Raw genomic sequence first — 24,153 nt, forward strand, 5'->3', positions numbered from 1 at the left:
TTTTAGTTCTCTTATGATTTGTAGCGACAAATATAGGAGAAAGCTTAAAATTCTGAAACTCCGTTTACCGTGGTATATTTCATGGTATATTTCACACCCGGGTTCATGTAAGAATAAGCACTGTGGCTCATTAATGCAGCCTCGTGGAAACCACAAAGAATCAATTTTAGTTTGTTGGTGTAAGTGTTGATGTCGCCAATAGCATAAATTCCAGGGATATTTGTCGAGTAATCATCAACATTAACCTCAATTGCACTTTTATTGATGTTTAAGTTCCAATCTTCGATCGGGCCTAATTTAGGGCTTAAACCAAACAAAGGAATTAAGTGATCGGCCTCTACCACAGTTTTTTCCATGGTACGGTTCTGAATAATTTCAACTTGTTCTAATTTGTCAGTTCCCTGTACAGCCTGAAGGTTGCTGTTTAAAATCAGATTGATTTTACCGCTTTCTGCCAATGCCATTACTTTAGCCACCGAATCCGGGGCACCACGGAAACTCTCGCTTCTGTGCACCAAAGTTAATTCAGAACAAACTTCTGCTAAGTAAATGGTCCAGTCTAAAGCAGAGTCGCCACCGCCGGCAATCACCATTTTTTGATCGCGATATTTCTCCGGGTCGAGGATCATGTAGTTTACGCCCTTACCGTTCTCAAATTTCTCTAAATTTTCTACAGCAGGTTTACGCGGCTCAAAACAACCTAAACCACCAGCAATTACCACAACTTTGGCTTCGATAACGGTACCCATATTAGTGGTTAAAACGAAATCGGCTTCGCCACGCTTTTCTAAACCTTCAATACGCTCGCCTAAAGTAAACGTTGGATGGAAAGGTTTTGCCTGCTCCATTAAGTTATCGATAAGTTCCTGGGCCAACACAGAAGGATAACCAGGGATATCGTATATCGGTTTTTTAGGGTAAATTTCAGACAGCTGACCACCAACCTGAGGTAAGTAGTCAATTAAATGGCAACGCATTTTTAATAAACCGGCTTCAAAAATGGCGAATAAACCAACCGGACCAGCGCCTATTACGGCTATATCAGTAGTGATCATTAAAAAAAATTTGACGCAAAGTTACGAAATAAAGTATTATCAATCCTGCTATTTAGAAATATTCTAGATAATTTTGTAATCCTGTTGTATTCAATATTTTATATGCTTTGCATTAGTGTAAAGCAAAAGTTAAGGGTTTTTAGTGGTTTAAAGCAAATTATAATTGGTCTATGGATTTAGTGGGAAAATAGATGGAGGGCTTTGTAAAAGTAGTTTATGTAACAATGTATCACGAGATTTCGTCATTTCGAGCGGAGTAAAACGCAGTCGAGAACCCGAAGGCTCAGCGAAGCTAAATCTACCTCGATAGATCTCTCCATTTCGCTACGCTCCAGTCGAGATGACGAATTTTTAGGGGGTTCAGAATGACAAAAACGCGCTACCAACTCATCCCTAAATTCTGAAACACAAAGCTCCACACATCGCTGGCTTCTTCAATCAACTTTGTAGTGGGCTTGCCTGCGCCATGGCCAGCTTTGGTTTCTATTCTGATTAAAACAGGGTTTTCACCTTTGTATTTCTCCTGTAAGGTTGCTGCAAATTTAAATGAATGTGCTGGTACCACGCGGTCATCGTGATCTGCTGTTGTGATCAATGTTGCTGGATAGTTAACGCCGCTTTTTAGGTTATGGAGCGGTGAATATTTAATCAGGTAATCGAAATCTTCCTTTTTGTCGCTACTTCCGTATTCAACTGCCCAACCCCAGCCAACGGTAAATTTATGGTAGCGCAACATGTCTAAAACACCAACAGCTGGTAAAGCCACTTTAAACAGATCAGGTCTTTGGGTCATACAGGCACCTACCAATAGTCCGCCGTTGGAACCGCCCGAAATTGCGATCTTAGATGGATTAGTATACTTCTCTTTTACCAGGTATTCGGCTGCGGCCATAAAATCGTCGAAAACGTTCTGTTTTTTCGATAACATTCCGGCTTTGTGCCAGGCTTCGCCATACTCGCTTCCACCACGTAAACTCGGCTGTACGTAAATGCCGCCACGCTCTAAAAATAGCATCCGTGAAAGACTGAATCCAGGTGTTAAACTGATCTGGAAGCCGCCATATGCATAAAGATAAACCGGGTTGTTACCGTCAAGCTTGATCCCTTTTTTGTGTACAATAAACATCGGTACTTTTGTGCCATCTTTTGATGGGTAAAACACCTGCCTGGTTTCGTAGTTATCGGTATTGAATTGGAGTCCTGATTTTTTATACAGTATTGATTCTGCTTTGTTTACATCGTAGCGGTAGATGGTGCCTGGAGTAGTGAAATTGGAAAAAGTGTAAAAGAATTCTTTATCTTCTTTGTAGCCGCCAAAGCCGTCGACGGTACCAATTGCAGGTAGTTTTACTTCGCCGATTTTCTTTCCTGTCAAATCAAACTGGATAATATTGGTACTTGCATCTTTTAGGTACGATGCCCAAAGAAAACCTCCACCGGTTCCAATGCCTTCCAAAGCCAGTTTAGATTCAGGAATAATTTTTTGCCAGTTCTTAGTATCTGCATTTTTTGGATCAACCAAAACCACCTGTTTGTTTTCAGCACCCAGATCGGTACTTATCAATAGTTTATCGCCTATATTATCAACAATGCTATGGTTGTTTTCATAACCCTTAATCAAAGGTTCGATTTTGCTTCCCTGTGCTTTTAAATCTTGATAGAATAATGCATTGCCTGAGGTGCCGGCGCTGGCGTAAACTATTAGAAAGCGTTCGTCTTCGGTAACATTGGCACCGAAATATAAATTTGGATTGGTTTTATCTTCAAAAATTAACTGATCATTTTGCTGCTGATCGCCCAATTTATGGAAATACACTTTTTGGTATTTGTTGGCTGCAGAAAGACCGGTTCCTTTAGCGGGTTCGTCAAATTTACTGTAATAAAAACCATCGCCTTTCCAGGCTGCTCCAGAGAATTTGGTCCATTTCAGCTCATCGGCTAATTTGGTTTTGCTAGCTATTTCTATTACGTAAATATTGCTCCAGTCTGATCCTGCCTGTGCAACCGAATAGGCCAGGTATTTTTTGTCGTGCGAGAAGCCCAAAAGCGAAACAGCTGCTGTTCCATCTTTTGTGAGTGTATTTGGATCGAGAAAAAGCTCTTCCTTACCTTCTAATCCTTTTTTAATAAACCAGATACTTTGGTTTTGAAGGCCATCATTTTTAGTGAAAAAATAATATTCGCCAACCTTAAACGGCGCACTTTCTTTAGGGTAGTTCCATAATGCTGTTAAGCGCTTTTTAATGTCGGTACGGTAAGGGATCTGCTCCAGGTAGTTTTGGGTAACCTTATTTTCGGCTACAACCCAGGCTTTTGTTTCAGCCGAGGTATCATTTTCTAGCCATCGGTAAGGATCGGCAATTATGGTTCCGAAATAATTATCTTTTGTGCTGTCTTTTTTTGTTTCAGGGTATTTCATCAACGTTATTTTTTCTGCAGGTTTTTTGCCTTGGTTGCAGGCAAACAGACTTAATGCAAATAAGCTCAATACAATTTGCTTTTTCATGGTTTAATTGTCTTTTTTTATGAAGATGGTTCGTATTCAAAAGATTTATACTAATATATGTTTTTACCTTCGGGATGATTGTACTGATTTTGAGATTTCACAGATTGTGATTTTTTTCCTCTGATCTTTCTGCTTTAGTCTTTAAGCTTTTTGCTTTCGGGGTTTTCACCATTGAGAAATTAAGGGCATTAAGTTTTTGTCACGGAAACACAGATTTTGGCTCCATATTTAGTCTTTGGTTTTTTCCTTTGGGTTGATTACACCGATTTAGGGATTACACCGATTTGTTAAGGCGATTTTAGTTTTAGTGTTCTTACTTTAGTCTTTAAGCTTTAGTCTTTGTGTTTGGCCTTTCTGCTTTAGTCTTTAAGATTTTACCTTCGGGATGATTACACAGATTTTAGGATTTCACAGATTATAGTCTTTAAGCTTTTTGCCTTACCTTTGAAAATCCATGGCAAAAAATATTTACTTCGCTTCCGATTTTCATTTAGGCACTCCAAATTATGCCAAAAGCCGTGCCCGTGAAGCGCGCATTGTAAGTTGGTTAAATTTTATAGAACCAAATTGTGGCGAACTGTTTTTGATGGGCGATATTTTCGATTTCTGGTTCGAGTATGCTAAAGTGGTCCCGAAGGGATTTATACGTTTACAGGGAAAATTGGCTGCCATGGCCGATGCCGGGATAAAAATCTATTTTTTTAAAGGTAACCATGATATGTGGGTGCGCGATTATTTCACGCAGGAAATTGGCATGGAAATCATCAGCGATGAACTGATCATGGAAAGAGGCGGCAAGAAATTCTACCTGCACCACGGCGACGGCTTAGGCCCAGGGGATAACAAATATAAATTCTTAAGAAAGATTTTTAGAAGCAAGTTTTGCCAATGGCTATTTGCCCGTTTGCATCCGAATCTAGGTATCGGTATTGCAAATGGTTGGAGCCAGGGGAGCAGGGCAGCACAAACCGAAAAAGAAGTTTTTTTAGGTGAAGACAAGGAATGGTTGGCCATTTATGCCAAGGAACAGTTGCAGAAAGCACATTTCGATTATTTTATTTTCGGACATAGGCACCTGCCGCTCGATATCGATTTGGGCAAGGGAAGCCGGTATGTGAATATTGGCGAATGGCTCAACTATAATTCGTACGGGGTTTTTGATGGCGTGGATTTGAAACTGGAATACTATAACCCAAAACCGTAATATTTTGTTTTTGGAAAGCAGCGTCTGTAGCTTTTTTAAATGTTCGTCGGGCTTTTCGTTCTAGTCCCCGATGAAGAATCGGGAGCTGCCACTTCATCCAGTAGCTATCGGATCCCGTTTAGGTACATCAGTTTCTGCTGCTATTTGAGGTCGTATGGTGCCTAAAATGCACTGTTCTTTATTCCTAAACCTGATAGAACGGAAAGCCTGGAGCGAGGAACGAGTGAGGACTTGAAGTGATAGCGGGGCTATCGGCCTCCACTGGCTCAGAACCGTTCGTTTTCAAATTGAACTGTAACGATTTCAATTTATGTCTAAGCGATTAGCCAATTAACCATCCTTCCCAAACAAACTAATTCAGCTTTTTTCCTTATTTTTGCATTTCCTGAATTTTTGGGCCTATACCGACCGTCAGGAAATTTCAACAAGAATAAATATGTTAGATAAATTAGAAGCTATAAAGCTGCGTTGGGAAGATGTGGAAGAATCGTTGAGTAATCCGGATGTAATACAGGATATGAAACGTTTTGCGGCTTTAAATAAAGAATATAAAGACTTGGGCAAAATTGTGGATGAATATAAAATCTACAAAAATGTGATGAGTAATATTGATGCCAGCAAAGAAATTTTAGCTACTGAGAAAGATGCTGAAATGCGTGAGATGGCAAAAGAAGAGCTCGATCTTTTGTTAAAGCAACAGGAAGAAATGGAAAGTAATATCCGCTTGATGTTGATTCCTAAAGATCCAGAAGATGCCAAAAACGCGGTATTCGAGATCCGTGGCGGTACTGGTGGCGATGAGGCAGCTTTATTTGCCGGCGATTTATACCGCATGTATACCCGTTATTTCGAAACCAAGGGCTGGAAAGTAGAAACTGTTGATGTAACAGAAGGTACTGCAGGTGGTTATAAAGAGGTGATCTTAAAAGTAAGCGGAGATGATGTTTATGGTCAGTTAAAATACGAAAGCGGCGTACACCGTGTACAGCGTGTGCCAGATACCGAAACACAGGGCCGTGTGCATACCTCAGCTGCATCTGTAGCGGTTTTGCCGGAAGCAGAAGAAATTGATCTTTACATTAACCCCGCAGATATCGAACTGCAAACTTCGCGCTCAGGTGGTGCCGGTGGCCAGAACGTAAATAAGGTAGAAACCAAGGTGCAATTAACGCACAAACCATCGGGTATTGTAGTGGTTTGCCAGCAGGAGCGTTCGCAATTGGGTAACCGTGTTATTGCAATGGAGATGTTGCGTAGTAAACTTTACGATATCGAATTGCAGAAAAAGAATGGAGATATTGCTGCTAAACGTAAAACAATGGTATCAACCGGCGATCGTTCAGCGAAGATCAGAACCTACAATTATCCACAGGGCCGTGTTACCGAACACCGTATCGGATTAACGATGTATAACCTGCCAGCCATTATGGATGGCGATATTCAGGAGATTATTGATGCACTTCAGTTTGCAGAAAATGCAGAGAAGATGCAGGAAGGTGCTGTAGGATAGGGAGTTGTATATTTTTTAAAAAAAAGTTTGCGAATTAAGATATAGTCTCTATATTTGCAACCTCGAAAGAGGAAAGAGGTTCGAACTTTAAAGAAGAACAAAAGGAGTGGTAGTTCAGCTGGTTAGAATGCCTGCCTGTCACGCAGGAGGTCGCGGGTTCGAGTCCCGTCCATTCCGCGAAAAGAGTTTTAAATTTAACTAAAAGCCTGTAAATTAAATGTTTACAGGCTTTTTCGTTTTCTGGAAACATCAAATTATAGATCAAGGGATCAGGCGGAAAAGTTTGGGGAATCGAATAAATGCCTGTAATCTTCGTGGCTGAATCGTGACACTTTTACTTTTCAAAAAAAGCGCTGCGAAATTTAATATAAAGTTTTGTAAATCAACATGTAGCACATGTGTGTTTCTCTTTGGAAGTAACCCCTCTGTTCCGGACCAAACCGGGCCACCAATTTGATTATCGGATGATACGCATTTTAAATGCGGAACAGACGGCCATTTTTGCCGAAATGCCCATTCTGTAAGTGATTTTAAGCATAATGTGAATTTTAATATCTTTATTCATCGGAGGATTTCCAGCTTGTCTGAGCCTCCAGGTTTATGCAGATAAAAAGTATGGACTTTGGGCAACATATTTTTTGCTGTTTTAGAAATAAGAGGAGAATAACCGTAGGTTTGAGGATCTTTACAGACTAAAGTAACGACCTTTCCTCCGCCATAAAATTTCAGTTCTGCATCAGTGCAGGGATAGATAAAATTTCTCTTTTCAACCGCATATTCTGCCATCGATTTGGTAAGATCTTTTTCTGCATCTTTATTCCAGGGAGTAGAAGCCGCTTCGTCGCGAATGCTTTGCTTCAGCATTGATAAATATTTTTGCTGATTACCTTCTTCAAGTGTTTTCTTGAAATCTGAATAAAACGCATCCACTTCTTTTCGGGTGTTGGCAGAATTTTGAAGATTCTGGCTTTTGTTCCAGTCAGCTATTTTCCAGTTAATGTCTTTGTTATCAATGATAAAAGATGTTTTGTATTCAACAAAATTTTGTGGCTTATCATCTAATTTTGGAGTCTGATAACTAAGAATCTGCCATTGATATTGCTGCCCTTTATCTTTGGCATCCATCTGATCCAACATTGACATCGGTTCTTTATTTTTCGAAATCTCGACCTTAACAAATGAATTCGAAGAAAGGGAAGGAGCGAACGCGGTTTCATCCTTTTTAGAAGGATAAAGGCGAATGGTAACCTCTTGTTTGCCAGGCTGAAGAATGTACTGATTGAGATTTACCGTCAATCCTGAGCGTTCTCCCAATCCGAAATGACTGGCAACGGGCATGTCGTTAATTAAAATTTCATAAGAACAATCTGCATGTTCGTATTTTAATTTAAAAAGCATTCCTTCCTTTTGATGTTCCAAATGATCCATTTTTTTATTTTCGGTCGCTGTTTCCTTCTCTTTTTTACTTTGTGCACAGGATTGCAGGCTTATGCAAATTCCAAGCATTAAAATTTTAACTATATTATTCGTTACCACCACTGTTAAATTTATAAAATCCTGGTTTCTTATTAGTAAAGAATTTCGTCTATATTCTGTACTATGATGCTGTATTCTTTGAAGGTTAAACGAAAAAGAGGTTTTAACAAAAGCAGCACCTTCCGATACATTTTCAGAATAAATGCGCCATCTATCATAAATGGAGGCCGTAATGTACAAGAGCGCTTCATTCTTACCTGTTTTTTTGCCAGATACGACCCGATTTAATAATTATAGTTTTCTCTTCATATGTGTATACTTCGAAATCAATTATAATAATTTTATCACATATTTGAGATATATGTTAATTACTTTCAGGAAACTCAACGGGTAGGGCTTTCTCAGATACATTGTAATCAACCAATATAGCTTGATTGTATTCTCAAAACCCCGTTCCTCATGGTCTTCATATTGTGTATTAGGCAGCAGTCACCACAGCCTCTATATCTGATAGCTGAATCGAGGTACAAAGATCCAGTTTTGCAAAAAGATTCCATCAAGTAGACGTCATTGAATTTGCACAGAACCTCTCGTTTACCAAAATGTTGCTAGCGGCTGATATTTATTTTTCGTTTAGCAAGTTCTGCAGGCGAATGGCCGAATTGTTTTTTAAAAGCGTAGGAGAAGTGCGATAAGTTTTCAAAGCCAACTTCATAGAAAACATCAATAGGCTTTCTGTGTTTTTCAGTCAGTTGGTAATAGGCAAGCTCCAACCGCTTCTCTGTCAGCCACTTTTGTGGTGTCGTATTGAATGCCTTTTTAAAATCACGTTTAAAAGTTGTCAAACTACGTCCAGTTAAGTAACCAAATTTTTCTATTGGCATATTGAACATAAAATTCCTTTCCATAAACGCTGATAAATTGATTTTGTGCGGTTCTGAAAAGTCGGACAATACATTGTCAATGTCTTTGTTTATGGAACGTAAAATGGTAATGGCTTCTTGAATTTTCAATTTCGACAGGTCTTGTGGCAATTTGTACTCTATATCGAAATAGGGAAGCATGGAAGCGAAAAAGCTGTCCAACAAAGGGCTTTTGGCTAAGGGAATAATGCTGTCGGATTTAGATACCAGAAAAGTTTCGGTATTTTTATGCTCATAAAATGCTCTCAGCACATCATGGGTCAGTTTTACAACAATGGCTTTGTAGGGTAGGTCGTCTTTTTCGGATTTTATTAACGTAGCCAGCCTATTTCTCGGAAACAGATGTGTTTCACCTGATCCAAAGATATAGGTGTTATTAGCTTGGACTACTCTTAGCTCGCCCGACAAAACCCGTACAATAGAATGCTCCTCTGCAATTAGTTCGGTTTTGTGATGAACTGCTTCGATACAGGTGAAAACAATTTCAGCGTGATCATTTATTTGTTTTGTTGCCATACTGTAAAGGTAAAAAAATGAGGCTCAATTGTATGAGCCTCACTTCCCTCGGTTATATTAAATGTCGAACTTGGTGAGTGTCAATTCTTCGCTCATAGTCCAGAGTTTTTGAGCAGCCTCTGCCTCCAATGCAAACGGTGCAACGCCAGGTATTCCAGCTGGACTTTTTTTGCCAGCATCACTGTCGTAGAAATTAGGATTGTAGTCTGCAATTTCAACATCTTCCAAATAAACGCCTCCAATGTTCTGAAGCTGTGGATTCGTTACAGCCCAGACGGCCGTAGCAGCTCCCTGCGCTTTGGTTTTCTGTATTTTTTTCATTGCGGCTTCGGCTTGAATGTTTGGTGTTCCGTCTGAGTTTAATACGCCCATTCCAACCAAATCTTCAAACGTTAAATGTCTGCCCAAATTAGTCTCCAGAATTAGACCAGGATGCAAGGCATATGCCCGGACTCCAAACTGCTGTGCCCTTTTATCAAGTTCTACAGTGAAAAGTACGTTTGCTGTTTTGGATTGGGCATAAGCCTCAAATTTGTTGTATTCTCTTACATTGTAATTTATATCTTCAAAAATAACAGGTGAAAAGTGATGTCCTGAAGACGAAACGTTTACCACTCTTGCTCCATTTGCTTTCGTCAAAGCCTTCCAAAGTTTTGCCGTCAGTTGAAAATGCCCTAAATGATTGGTTGAAAATTGCCCTTCATACCCACGCTCATCACGTTGCAAGGGTGTCCACATAATGCCTGCATTGTTTATAAGCATATGCAGTGATCTGCCTGAAGCCAAAAAATTTTCAGCGAAAGCATTAATGGATGCAGGGTCTGTCAAGTTCAATGTTTCTACTTCTACGTTGGCAATTCCTTGCAGGTTTTCCTTTGCTTTTCCCATTTCTCTGGCGGGAACGATAACCGTTGCCCCCGCAGAAGTCAGTGTTTTCGTAATTTCGAGACCAAGGCCACCGTCGCCACCCGTTACGATTGCGGTTTTGCCAGTAAGGTCAATTCCCTTGATTGCATCTGCAGTTGTTGATGTTGCGTTGAAGCCTGAACCTATCGGCTTTTGTAATACTCCATTATAATTATTTTGTTCCATTTTATTTAAAATATTGTCGAACAAAAGTAGGAAGCAATTTTTCATCAAACTTTGTTTAGAAGTCTTATTTACTTTGTTTATAGGTTCAGTGGTATACCTGCCAATCCTAAATCTGTGATGCTGTGCAGGTCAACGGCTTTATATTCTCGTTAAACAGCTATCAGCAGGAACAGATCAATTTTTCAAAAGTATTTGTCTGTAATGATTTTTCTCGCCATATTGAGTTGGAAGTTGTGGTTTAATGATCATACTGTGTTTTATTTCCGATATAAGAGGCTCAAAAATGATAATAGATACCAGTGGAGGAATAAACCGATATGAAGAATTTGTAGGAAGGGTCTTTAAAATAACGTGTAGTTTTAAGAATTAATTTTGCTTCTGAATCAGACTCTCGTGTTAGCAAGGTGTATTTCATTTAAAAGGGATTGCAATTAAAATATGAACAACATAATAGCATTTATCATAACTTCAGTCGTAATAGTTGGCTTTTTAATAAATTATCTCATTTATAGAAGGATTGTTGCGGTAGCAGTAAGGAGGTTTATTGCTCCTTATTTAACATTACAGGTGTTAAAAATTAAAGAAACCCAATTCACTGGTTTATTTGATAGTGGTGATTTTAATGATAGAGATATAGGCCTAAGCCTTGTACCGGAAATGGGTAAGTTTAGTACCTCTACCTATATCTATGTTTTTGCCGGTGCAGAAAATGGTCAAAAGATTCGTTTCACGGCTAAAATTCAAGTGAGGTTTCTGTTCATTATAAAAGTTTTTTTGAAGAAAGGAAAAGCGAAGAAATAGAGCTACCTCATGTTAGTAGATAGGGTTGTTTTGTAGAAGATTTGAAAATAAGGGCAATGACTATTGCTCTTATTTATTATGGCGAATTTATTATAACTGTGCTAATTATCTAGTGTTCTGCCTTAAATTTTGGATGAATGTAAGTTAGGTGAATGGCTTCTAAAACAGTTATGGAAAATAGCTATTATGGTTATTTTCCTAAACTTACCTTTTAATAAATAAATAGGTAATTTAATACCAGTCGTTTTCGTTGTATAGGTAGGGTTATTCAAGGTATTCAAGCTATTTTGAACTTTCTTTGTAAGAATAGGATTTATTGGAATCAATCAAAATGGACAAAGCAGTGGGTTGACTCTTTTGTTTGATAATCCGACGTTTAATTTAAGATCTATGAGGCAATGAAATTAGTTTATCTTCCGGTATTAAAAACGACGTAAGAACTAGATATTACCCGATCATCTTTTCCTCTTGAAAATAAAATCAGATCTTTTGGTTACAAGAATATAAATTACCAGTTATTTTTAAACTATTCATTTGCAGTCAAATAATGATGAAAAAACAGTGAGCATCCGGTGAGCAGGTTTTATTGTTGCTCTTTATCATATTAATTTACAGGGATTGATGGTATGGATATAAGTCCCGTCCATTCGCAACAAAAGCCTTAACTTGAAAGAGTTGAGGTTTTTTTGTTTAATAATCGTTTTGATTAAAATATTTAGAATGAGGTTCAGTGTGTTACGTAATTATTGGTTAAAAAGTCGATTATTATAGTGATAAACTGGATATAGTGTCTATATTTGCATTCCCGAAAGGGGAAAGAGGTTCGAACTTTAAAGAGAACAAAAGGAGTGGTAGTTCAGCTGGTTAGAATGCCTGCCTGTCACGCAGGAGGTCGCGGGTTCGAGTCCCGTCCATTCCGCAGAAACACAAAATAGCCATCTAAATACTTGATATTTAGATGGTAGTGTCTTTTTTGGGCTCTCTTTGTCCTTTTTACCTTAAATTAAGCCGACGTTGTTATGTGTCTGTAAATTAGATGCTTGCTTTTAAGTTAGGTTTCGAGTTCCATGCAATACTGCTTACACAATGTTTCTCAAGTCTTTTTATTCCTATCCTTTACCTGTTCTAGCGTAATATCCATTATTAAACGAGCGATCAAATTGACAAATTCCTTTTCTGCATCCGAGGCTAGTGCTTCTCCATGCTGTATGTAATATTTTCTTTTTGCCTTGCATTTTTTTATTGACTATTACAGGTACCGCTGCGTAAATATGGTGCAGAAAGTTAATGTTATGTATAAAGATGGGTTGCAGTGTTCATTATCCCAATGAAAGCCCGAATCAACCTTACTTTCCGAAAGACAGTTGATGACCTGCTTTATTAATCTAAATAGGCGACTAAATTTTTATTAAGCTGTTGTAAATCGGTTTATATTTAAGTCTGAAATTAATACTAAGCATGGCAGAAAAACTAATCAGCAAAATACGATCTCTTATTGACCTAAATGAGGAAGAAATAGAGTGCATCAACAGGCTTTTCAAAAGGAAGGAGATCAAGAAAGGTGATTTCTTTTTAGTCGATGGACAAGTATGCAAGCATGCTGGTTTTATTGAGAAAGGATTGATCCGTTATTTTATTAATCATGATGGTGAAGAGAAAACCTACGAATTTGGAAAGGAAAACAATTTTGTATGTAATTATGAAAGCTTTTTGACTCAAACACCATCTACAAAAATCATTCAGGCGTTAGAAGATTCTGTAATACTCCAAATCTCCTTCACTGACCTTCAAATATTCTATCAATCCATTAGTCAGGGCGAACGTTTTGGCCGGATGGTTATTGAATATGTATTTGTACAATTATTACGAGCGCTAAGTTCGCTATATACCGATACGCCAGAATATCGATATCAAAAGCTCTTTACCGATCACCCTGATTTGTTGCAACGTGTTTCACAATATCATATAGCATCATATGTAGGCGTAAAGCCGCAATCACTAAGCCGCATCCGTAGAAGAATATACAATCCGAAATGATTTATTAACCCAGGTGCATGAACGCTGGGTTTGAGTTGCTGAAATTTGTGTCATCATTTAAAAAATATGATTTATGACACAGAAAATTTTAATCACCATTGCATTTCTCACGGGGTTAGGAATGATCTTTATTGGCGCCAGATTCCTGCTTGCGCCCCAAGCAGCCGAAGCGGGTTACGGCATCCATTTTAACGCCCATGGCGACTTTTCTTTCCATTATATAAAAGGCATCCGCGACTTATTTACCGGTTTACTGATTTGCATCTTGATATTAAGCAGGCAAATTAAGGCCTTGGGTATAACGCTATTGATAGGGGCAATAATACCAGCTACAGATATGCTCATTGTTTTATGTAAAGATTATAATGGCGTAGTGCAGGCCATTCCACATATTACTGCAATTCTGGTATGCTCCCTTATCGGCACTATTTTATTAATAAACACAACCTTAAAGAAATCAATATGAAACCGCAGGTACACATCAGTCTGATCAGTTCGGCCGATAACCATAAAGAAAGTATTATAGCGTTTAATATCTTACCGAAAGAGAAAACACCCTGGCATTATCACACCCTTTTCTCAGAGACCTTTGAAGTTTTGAAAGGTACATTAGAGGTTGGGGTAAACAACAAGGTATATCAGTTACAGGTAGGTGACATCGCCGCCATCAAGCCCCATGAAAAACATTATTTTAATAATGTTTCGGCTGATGAATGCTTGATAAGAGTAATAGTCAACCCGGGCAATAAAAATTTTGAAAATGCATTACTCATATCAAAAGGCCTTGCAAAGGACGGCCTGGCGAACGAAGCCGGGACACCCAAAAAATTGGCCGACCTGGCGCTATTTGTGTATTTAAACAACTCGAAAATGGTTGGCTTGCAAAAAATGGCTGCTCCGCTTTTTAATTATCTAGCTAAAAGAGCAATTAGAAAAGGACGTCTAAAAGAGTTGGAAGCCCTCTATTTATCATAAAAACGGTTCAATGAAAGCGCGCTAACCTGATAAGGTATCGCGCTTATTTTCGCCTCACCAATTGCCTAATAATGTTCACACCGAAAAAATGTAGACAAAAGTAATTCTCAGATGCTAACCTGTTCATTATCGAATATTAAGAATCTACTTTCGCATTACCATTTGAGTTGGGGTTGATGGTAATCCCTAAAGCTACTGGCGATGGCTATAATTTGATTTGGGTTACGCTTTACATGCAACGTTCCAATTTTGACTGCGTCTTTTGAACATGACATGGAACTCGTATGAAAAAAAATAATCTTAATTTATCGCTCCTGTACCTCTTCCTGTTTTTAATGAACACTTCTATAGCTGTGGGGCAAAAGAAACCTAAAATAGCATCACCATTGTCGTCTTTTCCGAAGGACCGGGCTAAGGTTTTATTTGTCGGATCTTTTCACTTTCATTATCCGGGTTTAGATTCACATGTTACGGCCAACAGGGAGAAGGTTGACGTGCTTACGGAAGCCAAGCAAAAAGAGCTTACTGAACTGGTAAACTATATTAAAGAGTTTAAACCTACTAAAATTGCAATCGAAGCTTCTCCCGAATGGAATGCAACGAAAAAGCTAAGGGAATACAAGCAAGGCGCCCATAGAGCCGAACGTGATGAGCGGTACCAACTTGCTATGCGGATCGCTAACGAATTAAAAGCGGATACGATTTATTCGATTGATGATGACCCAATGCTATCCGATCTGGTAAAATTGGACTCTTCTTACTTTAACCAATTGTCTAAAGATTACGACTATAAAAGTGATGACCACTATAGTAAAATTTATAAAAAATGGTATAAAAACGACGATAGCTTACGTTTAACCTTGAATTTGTTAGAATACTTTAAGTACACCAATTCGAAAGTTTACCATAGGTTAGCTCATGGCGCCTATCTTGTGGGAGATTTTAAGCTGGAAAATAAAAGAGGCGCCGATATGCTTGCTGTTGGTTGGTATAGCAGAAATTTGCGCATATTTAGGAAACTCCAAGAAATAACAGAAGGGACAACAGATAGGATTTTAGTAATTTATGGGAATGGGCATGGATCAATTCTCAGAGATCTGATAGAAAGTTCACCTGAATATGAGTTTGTGGACTTTGACAAAATAGGACAGTTTTCCAGGTAATATACCAAAAGGCGGATTAAGGGTTTGGTTGTAGCCCCGTTCAGCCAGCGAAAATAATTTTAAATTTAACTAAAATTCTGTAAATCAAATGTTTGCAGGATTTTTTCGTTTTCTGCAGATACCAAATTATTTATTTTTTCGCAAGAAAAAGGTGAGCATCTTAAACGGTTGTTTATAAGATTATTAAATCATTAAACGTCTTTGCTGTAAGTGACAGCATTAACAATTTTGTTTCATTTTAATCATTTTTCATGATAACAAGCATGAATCTAAAGCTAAACGTAAACGGCAGTAGCCCGCGCCACTGCCATTTCCATTAATTCTGTTCCGCTTACAATAACTCACCCATCCCAAATACCGTCAATCCCTTGGCAAATTGTTCGGCTACGGCCTGGTTAGCGGCTTCAATATACTGGCCCGTTATGGGGTCAACTACAGTTCGTAATGGCCGGGTGCCTTTCGGGGCACCGATTAATTTTACAATGGCATCGGCAACATCCTGCGGGTTAGGGTTCTTGGTTTGCATCTCCCCGCCCAATGCGGCTACCATTTTGTTAGGCATACTGGCAATTGCACCATACCCCTCAAATACGCTCTGATCGGATGCAGGGTTGTTCTTTTGCTGCATTTCGGTAGGGAAGGCGCCCGGCTCCACAATAGCCACATCAATGCCTAAACGTTTTACCTCGTAATGCAGGCCCTCGCTTATTCCTTCCAGCGCAAATTTGGAGGCCGAATAAATGGTAGCGAACGGGAACGATACCCGCCCGAAGCCGCTGGTCACGTTGATGATCAGCCCGTCGGCCTGCTTGCGCATAGTGGGCAGTACCTTTTTGATCAGTCGCCAGGGTGCATAAACGTTGATGTCGAATGTAGTGTGCACATCGGCCATGGTAAAGCTCTCGGCCACCCCGGTCATGGCGTAACCGGCATTGTTCACCAGCACATCAATAATGCCTTCTTTGGCCAAAACAGTTTCAACGGCCTGTTTCACGCTCTCATCGTCTGTCAGGGTAACCTCTAAAACAGTGACATTATCTACAGCTGCGAGTGCTTGGGCTTTATCGGCATTACGGCCCTGTGTATCGCGCATGGTGGCGTACACCTGATGTCCTAAGGCAGCCACGCTGTGGGCGGCCAGCCAACCAAAACCACTATTTGTTCCGGTTATCAATACAATTTTTTTGCTCATCTTTTTTATTTTTAAATGAATAAGCAAATGTTGAAAATCGCTACAGAAAAACATTTACCATTTGGTAAAAAGCACCGCTAACGGATATTACGGCGTATCCGGCTAAGCGATTGCTGGGTGATGCCCAAGTACGAGGCCACATATGATAGCGGGATGCGGTTGATCAGCTTGGGGAACGCTTCAATAAATGACAGGTAACGCGTGGTGGCATCTTCTGAAACCAGCGGACTGCGCCGCTCCATGGCCAGGGTAAGGCACTTTTTTACCATGTTGGCCTTCATCATTTCCCAGCCCACAATGGTGTTAGATATTTCGTCCCAGTCTTTTTTGTTAAATACCAGTACCTTGCAGTCGGTAACGGCCTGAACATATTCGGAGGCCACCATCTGCGCTTCAAATTTTTGGTTATCAACTACAAAGTTACCTTCGTCTACAAAGTAATTGGTGATCTCTTCGCCCTTGTTATTATAATAGCAAAAGCGGAACACACCTTCCAGCACGAACGCTACATACCGGGGCACCTTCCCGGCTTCCGACAGGTAGTCGTCTTTTTTGAATTCCAGGATTTCAACCTTGCTCAGCAAAAACTCGATCTGCTGTTTGTTCAGGTCACCAAATTGCAGGATAAGATTTATCATCGCTTCCATCACGTAAAGATAGTATACATCGTAAAGCGGACATTTACCATATGGTAAAAAATGAGGCGAGCCGGACAAATCGAGTAAGTTGTCAGAGCAGGTTTTCCTGCAACGCCTGGTAAACAGTTCTCACAGACGCCTGAAAGCCTAAACTGCGTGCCTGCGAGGCATCGGCGTGCAGATACCAGGGATTGATCAGTGGTTCTGCAGATGAAGCCATCGTTTCGCCAACGAGCTGCAATAATTCGTATAATGTTGTTGGTGCCTCATCTGCGATATTAACCACCCGTCCGTCCATGATCCCTTGCAAAGCCATCATGATTGCCGTGAATATATCGCGATGGTGGATCGTACTCATCCGCATAGCCGGATGAAATTTAGCAGCAACTACATGTTTAGGCAAATCTTCCAGGTGGCCGTCACCATCCCCATAAACAAATGGAAAGCGAAGAACAGACCAATTCAATCCGCTTTCACGTAACTCCTTTTCTGCAGCTACTTTGCTGGCCGGATAGGCATGCTGCGGATTAAGCGCATCGTTCTCCCGACCGGGGTGCGGGTTGTTCATGTTGTAAACGTGGCTGGTACTTGCAAAAATGAAGCGGGCATCAGGGGAGTTGCGTTTTACGGCATCAATCAGGTTTTGTGTACCCTCCAGGTTACTTTTCCAGATCAGGTCCGTGTCCGGTGAGCGGAACACCGCCGCCAGGTGAATGATGGCTTTTGCTCCTTTTACCGCTTTTTCCAGCGTTGCAGGAGCAAACAAATCCCCATCTATAGCCGTTACTCCGGCAGCACCCGCTTTGCCACGTACCAGTGCGAAACAATCATATCCTGCTTCAACAAGGCGGGGCAAGAGCCTTGAGCCTACTAAGCCTGTTGCACCGGTTACCAATATTTTACCAAATTGTCTGTCCATAATTAAATTATTTTAGACAAAGGTGGGGCTAATGTATTACCCGGGTACGGACAAAAACCGCTTTTACAAGGACAAATCCCGGTAAAAGCTGGCTATCGTTTTACCGGTTACTTTTTTAAACAAACGTGAAAAATACCCTGGGTCGTTAAAGCCGAGCTCAAATGCCAGTTCTTTTACCGATGTATTTTGGTGATTATACATACGTCGTCTGGCTTCCATGATTAAACGGTCTGTGATAAACGCCTTAGGTGAAACGCCTGAGTGCTGTTTTACAATCCTATACAAACCATCTGTGCTTAAGGCCAGCTTTTCTGCGATTTCGGTTATGGCAGGTTGATTAGTAAGATGATCTTCTACAAATAGTTTAAACCCTAAAAACTTATCAAGATTTCCTGCCGTATGCTTTTTATGCATTACAAAATAAGCAGCGTTTATTTCTGTAAGCAAGCTGTTCAGGTAAGCCAGAATCAGTTCCGGATCATTATCGGCAGTGCGCAACAACTCATCTAAAATCTTGAATGTACTCCAAAGCCTAAGTGCAGCATCGGGTGGGAAACTGATTTTCTGCTGGTTCAGGGGATTGAGCAGGAATGGGAACTTTCCCGGCAATCGGGAAAGGCACTCGTCGTCGAACCCCAGTTTATAGTAGTTTGCGCTATGGCGGATTGTAGCCAGTTGCCTAAGCTGGTGGGGCAAAGCAAAAAAAAGTTCATGTTTGCCAACTTCGATAGTTTCCCCGTCGATAACCTCCTGACTATTCCCATGTAGTACGAAAAGAAGAAAATAATAGGGCAACCGTTGGGCAGAACCGTAGTGTGCCGCAGACTCCGGCGATACATGCCCGAACTCCGGAGAAACGATACGTATAGAGAGCCCTTTGTTTTGACTTAGATTTTCAGGAAAAGTATGTCTGCGCATAACTGCTAACGATTATCATGAAGCAAAGTTACCAATTAACTAATTAGGGTGTGGTACAAATCAGAACCTACAGCTTGTTTCAAGATTACATCCCTTAAATGGTCTTCATGTTCATTAGCCCATTGCCCTAATGTAGCGATCACGGGGATTAACGTCTTACCAAATTCAGTAAGGCTGTATTCTACCTTTGGCGGTACAATTGGATAAATTTTTCTCGAAACCAGGTCGTGTTTTTCCAATTCATTCAACTGAATATTCAAAGCCCTGCGTGAAGCATCGGGAATTTTGCGTTGCAGTTCGCTTGGGCGCTGATGACCGTCATTGATGAACCACAGCAAACGGATTTTCCATTTGCCATAAAGAACTTCTCCAATCAGATCAAGTCCACAATTCAAGTTCGGCTGAATCTTTCTTTCGTACATTTTATAAAGTTACATCTATGTTCCAGATCATGCAATAGGGGAATAATTTATCCCTATACGAATCGTAATGCCGTACTTGTGTAAACTGTTTTTACACCTCAATTTTGTGTTATAAACAATCGTAAAAATGGAACAATTTAATTTCAACAATGAACTGTCAGGCAAGATAGCCTTAGTAACGGGTGGTACAAAAGGAGCCGGTAGAGCAATTGCAGATAGGCTTTTACAAGCTGGTGCAACTGTTATTATCACTGCAAGAAACGCACCTGAAGAAGAAAACAGCAAGTTGCATTTCATTCCCTCTGATTTAAGTAAAGCAGAAGGCGCGCAAAAAGTAGTCAGCGAAGTGTTATCGTCATATGGGAGGCTTGACATTCTTGTAAACAACCTGGGTTCTTCATCCACACCCGCTGGTGGCTTTGCAGCATTAACTGATGAAGATTGGGAATCAACCCTGCAAGCTAATTTGCTTGCTCCTGTAAGGCTTGACAGGGGATTTTTACCACAAATGATAGGTCGAAAAAGTGGTGTAATTATTCACATCGCTTCAATACAAGGCAAATTGCCGCTGTATGATTCTACTTTGCCGTATGCTGCTGCAAAAGCAGGATTGATCAATTACAGTAAAAGTTTATCAAATGAAGTTACGCCAAAAGGTGTTCGTGTACTTACTGTTTCGCCGGGATGGATAAATACATCAGCATCGATAGCCTGGTTGGGCGAGATCGCAAGAAATGCAAATAGTACTGTAGAAGAAGCTCAGCAAGGGGTTATGGATGCATTGGGTGGAATACCTTACGGCAGGCCCGCCGAACCGGAAGAAGTAGCTGAGTTCGTAGGTTTTCTTGTTTCACCAAGAGCCAACTACTTGACAGGAACAAATTTTGTTATTGACGGCGGAACTGTACCGACAATTTAATAACCTCAAAAATAAATAATAATGAATTTACCAAAAGTAATAGCTGAGTTAGTAACAGCACAAAACAACTTTGACAGCGTTGCTTATGCAAAATGTTTTTCCGAAACAGCCGTAGTTTATGATGAAGGCAAAACGCACAAAGGACGAAAAGAGATAGAATGTTGGATTGCGGATGCCAATGAGCGATACCAGGCTACAATGCAGCCCATAAGCTTTGAAGAAAAAGAAACGGAAAGCGTTTTGAAAGCTGAAGCTTCAGGAAAATTTGACGGAAGCCCTATTGTGTTGAGTTATCATTTAGAAATAGCTGACGAATTAATATGGTCATTGGAAATTACCGGATAATGTTACATTTTGCAAGTCAATTTTACAATGAAGATAACAATATACCAGCAACTTTAAAAAATCAAACGGGGAATGATCTGGCGACCATCCCCCGTTCTGAAATAACGCTGGCGGCTGATTAAAATATACGACAAAGCTCCGGGTAAAAATTAAGGGCAGGTTTTCTGAAAAGTCCAACTTATTTTATTGAGCGGTCCATGTTAATGATATTTTAACCTCAATTGCCGTGTATTGCCCGAATCCCGATCTTCGTTTGCGTACGTATTTTGAAGGTTGCACTGCGCATCTAGCTGAAGGACTGCCGGAAATCCAACGGGCTCTGTTTCGTCTTGCTCTTAAATAGTTTATTGAACGACTGAGGGTGCTCAAACCCAAGTTGATAGGCAATCTCGCTTACAGACAACCGCGTCGTAGATAATTTTTCTTTGGCCTTCCCGATTAGTTTCTCGTGAATGATCTGTTGCATCGTCTGGCCGGTTAGTTGTTTTAGTAAACTACTTAAATACTTAGTGGAGATGTTCAGGGCATCGGCAAAGTACTGTACGGTGGGCAGCCCTTCAGAAAGTAGCGCTTCATTGTTCAAATACATGGTTAAGCGCTCTTCCACTTGGTTTAATACCTGATGGTTGGTGACCTTTCGGGTGATGAACTGACGCTGGTAAAAACGTTCGGCGTAATTCAGCAAGGTTTCCAAGTGTGAGATAATAATGTCCTGGCTGAACTTATCCATATTGGCATAATATTCAGTTTTAATATTCTTGACCAGGTCATTGATCACCACCTCTTCCTTATCTGAGAGAAATAGCGCCTCACTGGTTGCATAGCTGAAGTATTCATATCGCCTGATCTTGCTAGCAAGCGATGTATTCCAGAGAAAGTCGGGATGTACGAAAAGCATCCAGCCATCCAGGTTGGGGGGCACACCATTCTCTTCGCCACGAAGGATCTGGCCGGGAGACATAAAAGCCATCAGCCCTTCATCAAAATCGTATTTCTGTTGCCCGTAATGTAAGCCATCGCAGCCTCTTTTCATGGATATCACATACAGGTCGAAAACGACCGCATCTATACCCGTGTCATTTCTCAGGCCTTTCAGGTCAACGATGCTGATCAGCGGGTGATGGGGTTTAGGAAGGCCCATCAAACGGTGTATTTCTGTTATGGAACTAATCCGGTAAAGTTTACTGTTAGCCATGTTGCATTTATTTAATTTTAAACGGGTACTTGAGCCATATCATCACTAGTGGCATTACCAAAAACGGGATCTCAATCAACGCAATGCGGTAATTTCCTGCCCGCAGCGCCAGCCCCATGATCATAACGATCAGGAACGCATTTAGCATATTGCCCAGGAAAAAGGTATTGGGGATGAGTAAAAGTACGCCGATCACTATGGCTACAGCAGCCAGATATGGAGTGAACGTTTCGCTAATCCCTAAACTTTCCATCATCTTTACCGACTCCGGATTGTTGTGGTAATATACGGAATCCCAGGCATGTTTAAAGCTAAGTGTTACCGAAATGAGCAGCAGCGCTGCGGAAACAATGTTTTTTATCATGGTTTAGTTAAGGACAAAAGTGTTCATGATGCAAGCTCCGAGTATAGCGATCGGTACGCCGATGATTGCGCTTTTTAAAGCCCTGTTGGCCTTATTCGGATATGCGTTCCTATGCCTGAAATAAAGGAAGAATCCTACGGGGGGAAGGGCATTGGACACGACGAACCAAAACCGCGACAGTTGATCTTTATTATCTTTCATGAGAATTGATTTTATGATTAATACTACTTAACTCTTTTCCATTTAAATGATTTGCCCACTAACGGTATACCCTTGTAACCCCGGGTTTCAAGATCATTGGCACCTTTCAGTTTACCTTTAATACTATACGTATTCCCATCCTGTATACTATACAGTGTACCATCCACGTATTCTCCATCTTTATAGGCAAGATCGGTGATATGGGTAAGGCCTTGCACAGACCTGGCCCGTAATTTTTCATTGGGATTTTTAACATCCTTCTTAGCCGTTTTGCCATCTGCTTCGAACATCTCTTTCGACCACAAGAGTTTGGCGGAGTACTTGTTGCCTGTTTTGAATACCTCGATCTTGTAATCATCACATTTCCAGGTGCCTATAATCTGATCTGCAGGTAGTTTCTGAGCGAAGGATGCTAGTGATAACAGCAGCGTAAACACTGCTAAAATTGTTTTTTTCATGTCTGATTGTTTATTGTTGATTATTCAATTTTTTAAATTTCTCGAATTCTTTGTGCCCTAACTTCATCAATTGATTAGGCATCAGCCTGCTTAAAAATTTGATCACACCTACCAGGAACGGTCTGATCTCAGGCTTGTCATTCAGCAGCCCTTTAATGGCCACACCAACCAGTTTATCCACATCCATCATTTGGCTCGGATTAGGTGGCAAAACCCAATCATTCTGGAGATTGGTATTTACGCCCGGAGGGACCAATTCGAACACCTTTACATTGGTTTTATTCAATTGCAGGCGCAGGGACAGGGTATAGGCATGAACGCCCGCTTTTGAAGCACTATAAACCGGAGCGGTGGAGTAGGGCATAAAAGCAATGGCAGAGGAAACATTCACAATGGCCGCCGAACGCTTTTTGATCAGGTGCGGCAAAAACTGATGGACCATCCGGATCGTTCCAGTGAGGTTAATATCAATTTCACGGGTGATGTTTTTCAGGTCCTTGTCAGCGTCCTGAACGTCAAGCAACCGCATTTCACCTGCATTGTTGATAATCATATTCAGATCTGGGAATTGCTGTGTTACCTCTTCATAGAGGCGCTCGATATCGTGCGGATCACTCACATCGCTCTGAAAGATGTGTATTTTGGGGAAGCGCCATTTGGTATCATTTAAGGCTTCCTGTTTACGGCCTGTAACGATGATGGTTGACCCCTGCCGGGTAAGTTGTTTAACAAGTTCCAGCCCTATACCGCTGGTTCCCCCGGTGATCAGGATGGTGCTGTTCTTTAAATCCATGTTTTTCTCATTATTGTTGATGCAAAGTTCAGCCAATGGAAACGATGAGATGTATCCAAAAGTCGCGAGGTTGTAGTAAAAAGGAAGATTGCCGGTTTAATCCCAAACCATAAGCTTTGTTGCCAAATCAACATGGTTAAAGTGCTCGGAAAGCAATTTTTTCAATCTGACAAGGATCTGGCGATGGACTTTGCAAAATTGTAAACTTCAGTATTGGACAACCTGGAAAGGCCAGCAAAGGACTGTTTCTGATTACCCCTTCTTTACCTGTTGTTTACCCTTTCTTGCTACCAAGTTAACCCCAGGGTTACCCCAGGCTTACCTATTCTTTACCTTTTGGTTACCTAAAAGGTAAAGCCAATGCCTGCTTTAGCCGATCGGCCACACCGCTTATGGTTATGTTGCCCTTAAGCAGGCTGCAACAAGTGGCCCGGCTGTGGCGGCGCGGGCCAGCTGTAATGGCCCATTTTAGCTCATTATTCATGTTAATTGGCTCAATTTAGCTCAAAATGAAGCGTCAATGCTACAAAG

General features: G+C 40.6%; 24 protein-coding genes and 2 tRNA genes. 11 read left to right on the forward strand and 15 right to left on the reverse strand.

Going from position 1 to position 24,153, the window contains the following annotated elements; translation table 11 throughout:
• Nucleotides 1-44 precede the first annotated feature (44 nt).
• Both ACN9MR_RS24055 and ACN9MR_RS24060 read right to left on the reverse strand, forming a co-directional pair.
• Nucleotides 45-1,055, reverse strand: coding sequence for an NAD(P)/FAD-dependent oxidoreductase (locus tag ACN9MR_RS24055; protein WP_426327015.1), 1,011 nt, complete (start codon nt 1,053-1,055; stop codon nt 45-47).
• Between the two features lie 379 nt (nt 1,056-1,434).
• Nucleotides 1,435-3,561, reverse strand: coding sequence for a prolyl oligopeptidase family serine peptidase (locus tag ACN9MR_RS24060; protein WP_426327016.1), 2,127 nt, complete (start codon nt 3,559-3,561; stop codon nt 1,435-1,437).
• Nucleotides 3,562-4,015: 454 nt separating this feature from the next.
• Here ACN9MR_RS24060 and ACN9MR_RS24065 point away from each other — a divergent pair, with 454 nt between their 5' ends.
• The 3 genes from ACN9MR_RS24065 (at nt 4,016) to ACN9MR_RS24075 (ending at nt 6,452) form a co-directional block, all read left to right on the forward strand.
• Nucleotides 4,016-4,765 (forward strand): UDP-2,3-diacylglucosamine diphosphatase, encoded by a 750-nt coding sequence (locus ACN9MR_RS24065; protein WP_426327017.1) that lies wholly within the window; start codon nt 4,016-4,018, stop codon nt 4,763-4,765.
• Nucleotides 4,766-5,201: 436 nt separating this feature from the next.
• Nucleotides 5,202-6,275, forward strand: a complete 1,074-nt coding sequence (gene prfA / locus ACN9MR_RS24070; RefSeq protein ID WP_426327018.1) for a peptide chain release factor 1 — start codon at nt 5,202-5,204, stop codon at nt 6,273-6,275.
• A gap of 103 nt (nt 6,276-6,378) precedes the next feature.
• A tRNA-Asp gene (locus tag ACN9MR_RS24075) sits at nt 6,379-6,452 on the forward strand.
• Nucleotides 6,453-6,836: 384 nt separating this feature from the next.
• On the opposite strand, the gene ACN9MR_RS24080 is transcribed toward ACN9MR_RS24075, so the two are convergent.
• The 3 genes from ACN9MR_RS24080 to ACN9MR_RS24090 all read right to left on the reverse strand — a co-directional run bounded on the left by ACN9MR_RS24080 (nt 6,837) and on the right by ACN9MR_RS24090 (nt 10,282).
• Entirely contained in the window at nt 6,837-7,811 is a 975-nt protein-coding gene (locus ACN9MR_RS24080; RefSeq protein WP_426327019.1) for a hypothetical protein, read from the reverse strand.
• A gap of 548 nt (nt 7,812-8,359) precedes the next feature.
• Complete coding sequence (locus tag ACN9MR_RS24085) at nt 8,360-9,190, reverse strand: helix-turn-helix domain-containing protein (RefSeq protein WP_426327020.1); 831 nt, start codon at nt 9,188-9,190, stop codon at nt 8,360-8,362.
• A gap of 57 nt (nt 9,191-9,247) precedes the next feature.
• Complete coding sequence (locus ACN9MR_RS24090) at nt 9,248-10,282, reverse strand: SDR family NAD(P)-dependent oxidoreductase (RefSeq protein ID WP_426327021.1); 1,035 nt, start codon at nt 10,280-10,282, stop codon at nt 9,248-9,250.
• 438 nt (nt 10,283-10,720) lie between these two features.
• On the opposite strand from ACN9MR_RS24090, the gene ACN9MR_RS24095 reads away from it, so the two are divergent.
• The 6 genes from ACN9MR_RS24095 (at nt 10,721) to ACN9MR_RS24120 (ending at nt 15,258) form a co-directional block, all read left to right on the forward strand.
• Nucleotides 10,721-11,083, forward strand: coding sequence for a hypothetical protein (locus ACN9MR_RS24095; RefSeq protein ID WP_426327022.1), 363 nt, complete (start codon nt 10,721-10,723; stop codon nt 11,081-11,083).
• A gap of 845 nt (nt 11,084-11,928) precedes the next feature.
• Nucleotides 11,929-12,002, forward strand: a tRNA-Asp gene (locus ACN9MR_RS24100).
• 539 nt (nt 12,003-12,541) lie between these two features.
• Nucleotides 12,542-13,120 carry a Crp/Fnr family transcriptional regulator gene (locus ACN9MR_RS24105; RefSeq protein WP_426327023.1) on the forward strand — a complete coding sequence of 193 codons (579 nt, stop codon included), beginning with the start codon at nt 12,542-12,544 and terminating at the stop codon, nt 13,118-13,120.
• A gap of 73 nt (nt 13,121-13,193) precedes the next feature.
• Nucleotides 13,194-13,586: a DUF4267 domain-containing protein gene (locus ACN9MR_RS24110; RefSeq protein ID WP_426327024.1), complete on the forward strand. Its 393-nt coding sequence runs from the start codon at nt 13,194-13,196 to the stop codon at nt 13,584-13,586.
• Nucleotides 13,583-14,095, forward strand: coding sequence for a cupin domain-containing protein (locus tag ACN9MR_RS24115; RefSeq protein ID WP_426327025.1), 513 nt, complete (start codon nt 13,583-13,585; stop codon nt 14,093-14,095). The genes ACN9MR_RS24110 and ACN9MR_RS24115 overlap by 4 nt, the downstream gene beginning before the upstream one ends.
• A 284-nt stretch (nt 14,096-14,379) precedes the next feature.
• A complete protein-coding gene (locus tag ACN9MR_RS24120; RefSeq protein WP_426327026.1) occupies nt 14,380-15,258 on the forward strand; it encodes a DUF5694 domain-containing protein in 879 nt (292 codons plus the stop codon).
• A 331-nt stretch (nt 15,259-15,589) separates the two neighbouring features.
• Here ACN9MR_RS24120 and ACN9MR_RS24125 read toward each other — a convergent pair whose 3' ends face one another.
• From ACN9MR_RS24125 to ACN9MR_RS24145, 5 genes are all read right to left on the reverse strand, one after another.
• Nucleotides 15,590-16,450 (reverse strand): SDR family oxidoreductase, encoded by an 861-nt coding sequence (locus ACN9MR_RS24125; RefSeq protein WP_426327027.1) that lies wholly within the window; start codon nt 16,448-16,450, stop codon nt 15,590-15,592.
• A gap of 77 nt (nt 16,451-16,527) precedes the next feature.
• Nucleotides 16,528-17,097: a Crp/Fnr family transcriptional regulator gene (locus ACN9MR_RS24130; protein ID WP_426327028.1), complete on the reverse strand. Its 570-nt coding sequence runs from the start codon at nt 17,095-17,097 to the stop codon at nt 16,528-16,530.
• 82 nt (nt 17,098-17,179) lie between these two features.
• The gene (locus ACN9MR_RS24135) at nt 17,180-18,007 is read right to left on the reverse strand and encodes an NAD-dependent epimerase/dehydratase family protein (RefSeq protein ID WP_426327029.1); all 828 of its coding nucleotides are present in this window, start codon (nt 18,005-18,007) and stop codon (nt 17,180-17,182) included.
• Between the two features lie 63 nt (nt 18,008-18,070).
• Nucleotides 18,071-18,925, reverse strand: coding sequence for a helix-turn-helix domain-containing protein (locus ACN9MR_RS24140; RefSeq protein ID WP_426327030.1), 855 nt, complete (start codon nt 18,923-18,925; stop codon nt 18,071-18,073).
• Nucleotides 18,926-18,960: 35 nt separating this feature from the next.
• Entirely contained in the window at nt 18,961-19,347 is a 387-nt protein-coding gene (locus ACN9MR_RS24145; protein WP_426327031.1) for a winged helix-turn-helix transcriptional regulator, read from the reverse strand.
• Between the two features lie 127 nt (nt 19,348-19,474).
• On the opposite strand from ACN9MR_RS24145, the gene ACN9MR_RS24150 reads away from it, so the two are divergent.
• A complete protein-coding gene (locus tag ACN9MR_RS24150; RefSeq protein WP_426327032.1) occupies nt 19,475-20,266 on the forward strand; it encodes an SDR family oxidoreductase in 792 nt (263 codons plus the stop codon).
• A 21-nt stretch (nt 20,267-20,287) separates the two neighbouring features.
• Nucleotides 20,288-20,611, forward strand: a complete 324-nt coding sequence (locus ACN9MR_RS24155; RefSeq protein ID WP_426327033.1) for a nuclear transport factor 2 family protein — start codon at nt 20,288-20,290, stop codon at nt 20,609-20,611.
• A 286-nt stretch (nt 20,612-20,897) separates the two neighbouring features.
• On the opposite strand, the gene ACN9MR_RS24160 is transcribed toward ACN9MR_RS24155, so the two are convergent.
• From ACN9MR_RS24160 to ACN9MR_RS24180, 5 genes are all read right to left on the reverse strand, one after another.
• The gene (locus tag ACN9MR_RS24160) at nt 20,898-21,806 is read right to left on the reverse strand and encodes a helix-turn-helix domain-containing protein (protein WP_426327034.1); all 909 of its coding nucleotides are present in this window, start codon (nt 21,804-21,806) and stop codon (nt 20,898-20,900) included.
• A gap of 7 nt (nt 21,807-21,813) precedes the next feature.
• On the reverse strand, nt 21,814-22,170 hold the full coding sequence (locus ACN9MR_RS24165) for a hypothetical protein (protein WP_426327035.1): 357 nt from the start codon (nt 22,168-22,170) through the stop codon (nt 21,814-21,816).
• A 224-nt stretch (nt 22,171-22,394) separates the two neighbouring features.
• Nucleotides 22,395-22,829, reverse strand: a complete 435-nt coding sequence (locus tag ACN9MR_RS24170; RefSeq protein WP_426327036.1) for a DUF2147 domain-containing protein — start codon at nt 22,827-22,829, stop codon at nt 22,395-22,397.
• Between the two features lie 10 nt (nt 22,830-22,839).
• Nucleotides 22,840-23,622: an SDR family oxidoreductase gene (locus tag ACN9MR_RS24175; protein WP_426327037.1), complete on the reverse strand. Its 783-nt coding sequence runs from the start codon at nt 23,620-23,622 to the stop codon at nt 22,840-22,842.
• Between the two features lie 340 nt (nt 23,623-23,962).
• Nucleotides 23,963-24,106 (reverse strand): hypothetical protein, encoded by a 144-nt coding sequence (locus ACN9MR_RS24180; RefSeq protein WP_426327038.1) that lies wholly within the window; start codon nt 24,104-24,106, stop codon nt 23,963-23,965.
• Nucleotides 24,107-24,153: the final 47 nt, after the last annotated feature.

It is taken from the genome of Pedobacter sp. R-06, from assembly GCF_049913135.1.
Taxonomy (GTDB): domain Bacteria; phylum Bacteroidota; class Bacteroidia; order Sphingobacteriales; family Sphingobacteriaceae; genus Pedobacter.

Bases quoted from the DNA above. Each gene is read 5' to 3' on its own strand.
- ACN9MR_RS24125 (WP_426327027.1), bottom strand. From the start codon at position 16,450: ATGAGCAAAAAAATTGTATTGATAACCGGAACAAATAGTGGTTTTGGT.
- ACN9MR_RS24055 (WP_426327015.1), bottom strand. From the start codon at position 1,055: ATGATCACTACTGATATAGCCGTAATAGGCGCTGGTCCGGTTGGTTTA.
- ACN9MR_RS24180 (WP_426327038.1), bottom strand. From the start codon at position 24,106: ATGAATAATGAGCTAAAATGGGCCATTACAGCTGGCCCGCGCCGCCAC.
- ACN9MR_RS24175 (WP_426327037.1), bottom strand. From the start codon at position 23,622: ATGGATTTAAAGAACAGCACCATCCTGATCACCGGGGGAACCAGCGGT.
- ACN9MR_RS24060 (WP_426327016.1), bottom strand. From the start codon at position 3,561: ATGAAAAAGCAAATTGTATTGAGCTTATTTGCATTAAGTCTGTTTGCC.
- ACN9MR_RS24165 (WP_426327035.1), bottom strand. From the start codon at position 22,170: ATGATAAAAAACATTGTTTCCGCAGCGCTGCTGCTCATTTCGGTAACA.
- ACN9MR_RS24115 (WP_426327025.1), top strand. From the start codon at position 13,583: ATGAAACCGCAGGTACACATCAGTCTGATCAGTTCGGCCGATAACCAT.
- ACN9MR_RS24065 (WP_426327017.1), top strand. From the start codon at position 4,016: ATGGCAAAAAATATTTACTTCGCTTCCGATTTTCATTTAGGCACTCCA.
- ACN9MR_RS24105 (WP_426327023.1), top strand. From the start codon at position 12,542: ATGGCAGAAAAACTAATCAGCAAAATACGATCTCTTATTGACCTAAAT.
- ACN9MR_RS24120 (WP_426327026.1), top strand. From the start codon at position 14,380: ATGAAAAAAAATAATCTTAATTTATCGCTCCTGTACCTCTTCCTGTTT.
- ACN9MR_RS24090 (WP_426327021.1), bottom strand. From the start codon at position 10,282: ATGGAACAAAATAATTATAATGGAGTATTACAAAAGCCGATAGGTTCA.
- prfA (WP_426327018.1), top strand. From the start codon at position 5,202: ATGTTAGATAAATTAGAAGCTATAAAGCTGCGTTGGGAAGATGTGGAA.
- ACN9MR_RS24170 (WP_426327036.1), bottom strand. From the start codon at position 22,829: ATGAAAAAAACAATTTTAGCAGTGTTTACGCTGCTGTTATCACTAGCA.
- ACN9MR_RS24145 (WP_426327031.1), bottom strand. From the start codon at position 19,347: ATGTACGAAAGAAAGATTCAGCCGAACTTGAATTGTGGACTTGATCTG.
- ACN9MR_RS24110 (WP_426327024.1), top strand. From the start codon at position 13,194: ATGACACAGAAAATTTTAATCACCATTGCATTTCTCACGGGGTTAGGA.
- ACN9MR_RS24150 (WP_426327032.1), top strand. From the start codon at position 19,475: ATGGAACAATTTAATTTCAACAATGAACTGTCAGGCAAGATAGCCTTA.
- ACN9MR_RS24095 (WP_426327022.1), top strand. From the start codon at position 10,721: ATGAACAACATAATAGCATTTATCATAACTTCAGTCGTAATAGTTGGC.
- ACN9MR_RS24085 (WP_426327020.1), bottom strand. From the start codon at position 9,190: ATGGCAACAAAACAAATAAATGATCACGCTGAAATTGTTTTCACCTGT.
- ACN9MR_RS24140 (WP_426327030.1), bottom strand. From the start codon at position 18,925: ATGCGCAGACATACTTTTCCTGAAAATCTAAGTCAAAACAAAGGGCTC.
- ACN9MR_RS24135 (WP_426327029.1), bottom strand. From the start codon at position 18,007: ATGGACAGACAATTTGGTAAAATATTGGTAACCGGTGCAACAGGCTTA.
- ACN9MR_RS24130 (WP_426327028.1), bottom strand. From the start codon at position 17,097: ATGGAAGCGATGATAAATCTTATCCTGCAATTTGGTGACCTGAACAAA.
- ACN9MR_RS24160 (WP_426327034.1), bottom strand. From the start codon at position 21,806: ATGGCTAACAGTAAACTTTACCGGATTAGTTCCATAACAGAAATACAC.
- ACN9MR_RS24155 (WP_426327033.1), top strand. From the start codon at position 20,288: ATGAATTTACCAAAAGTAATAGCTGAGTTAGTAACAGCACAAAACAAC.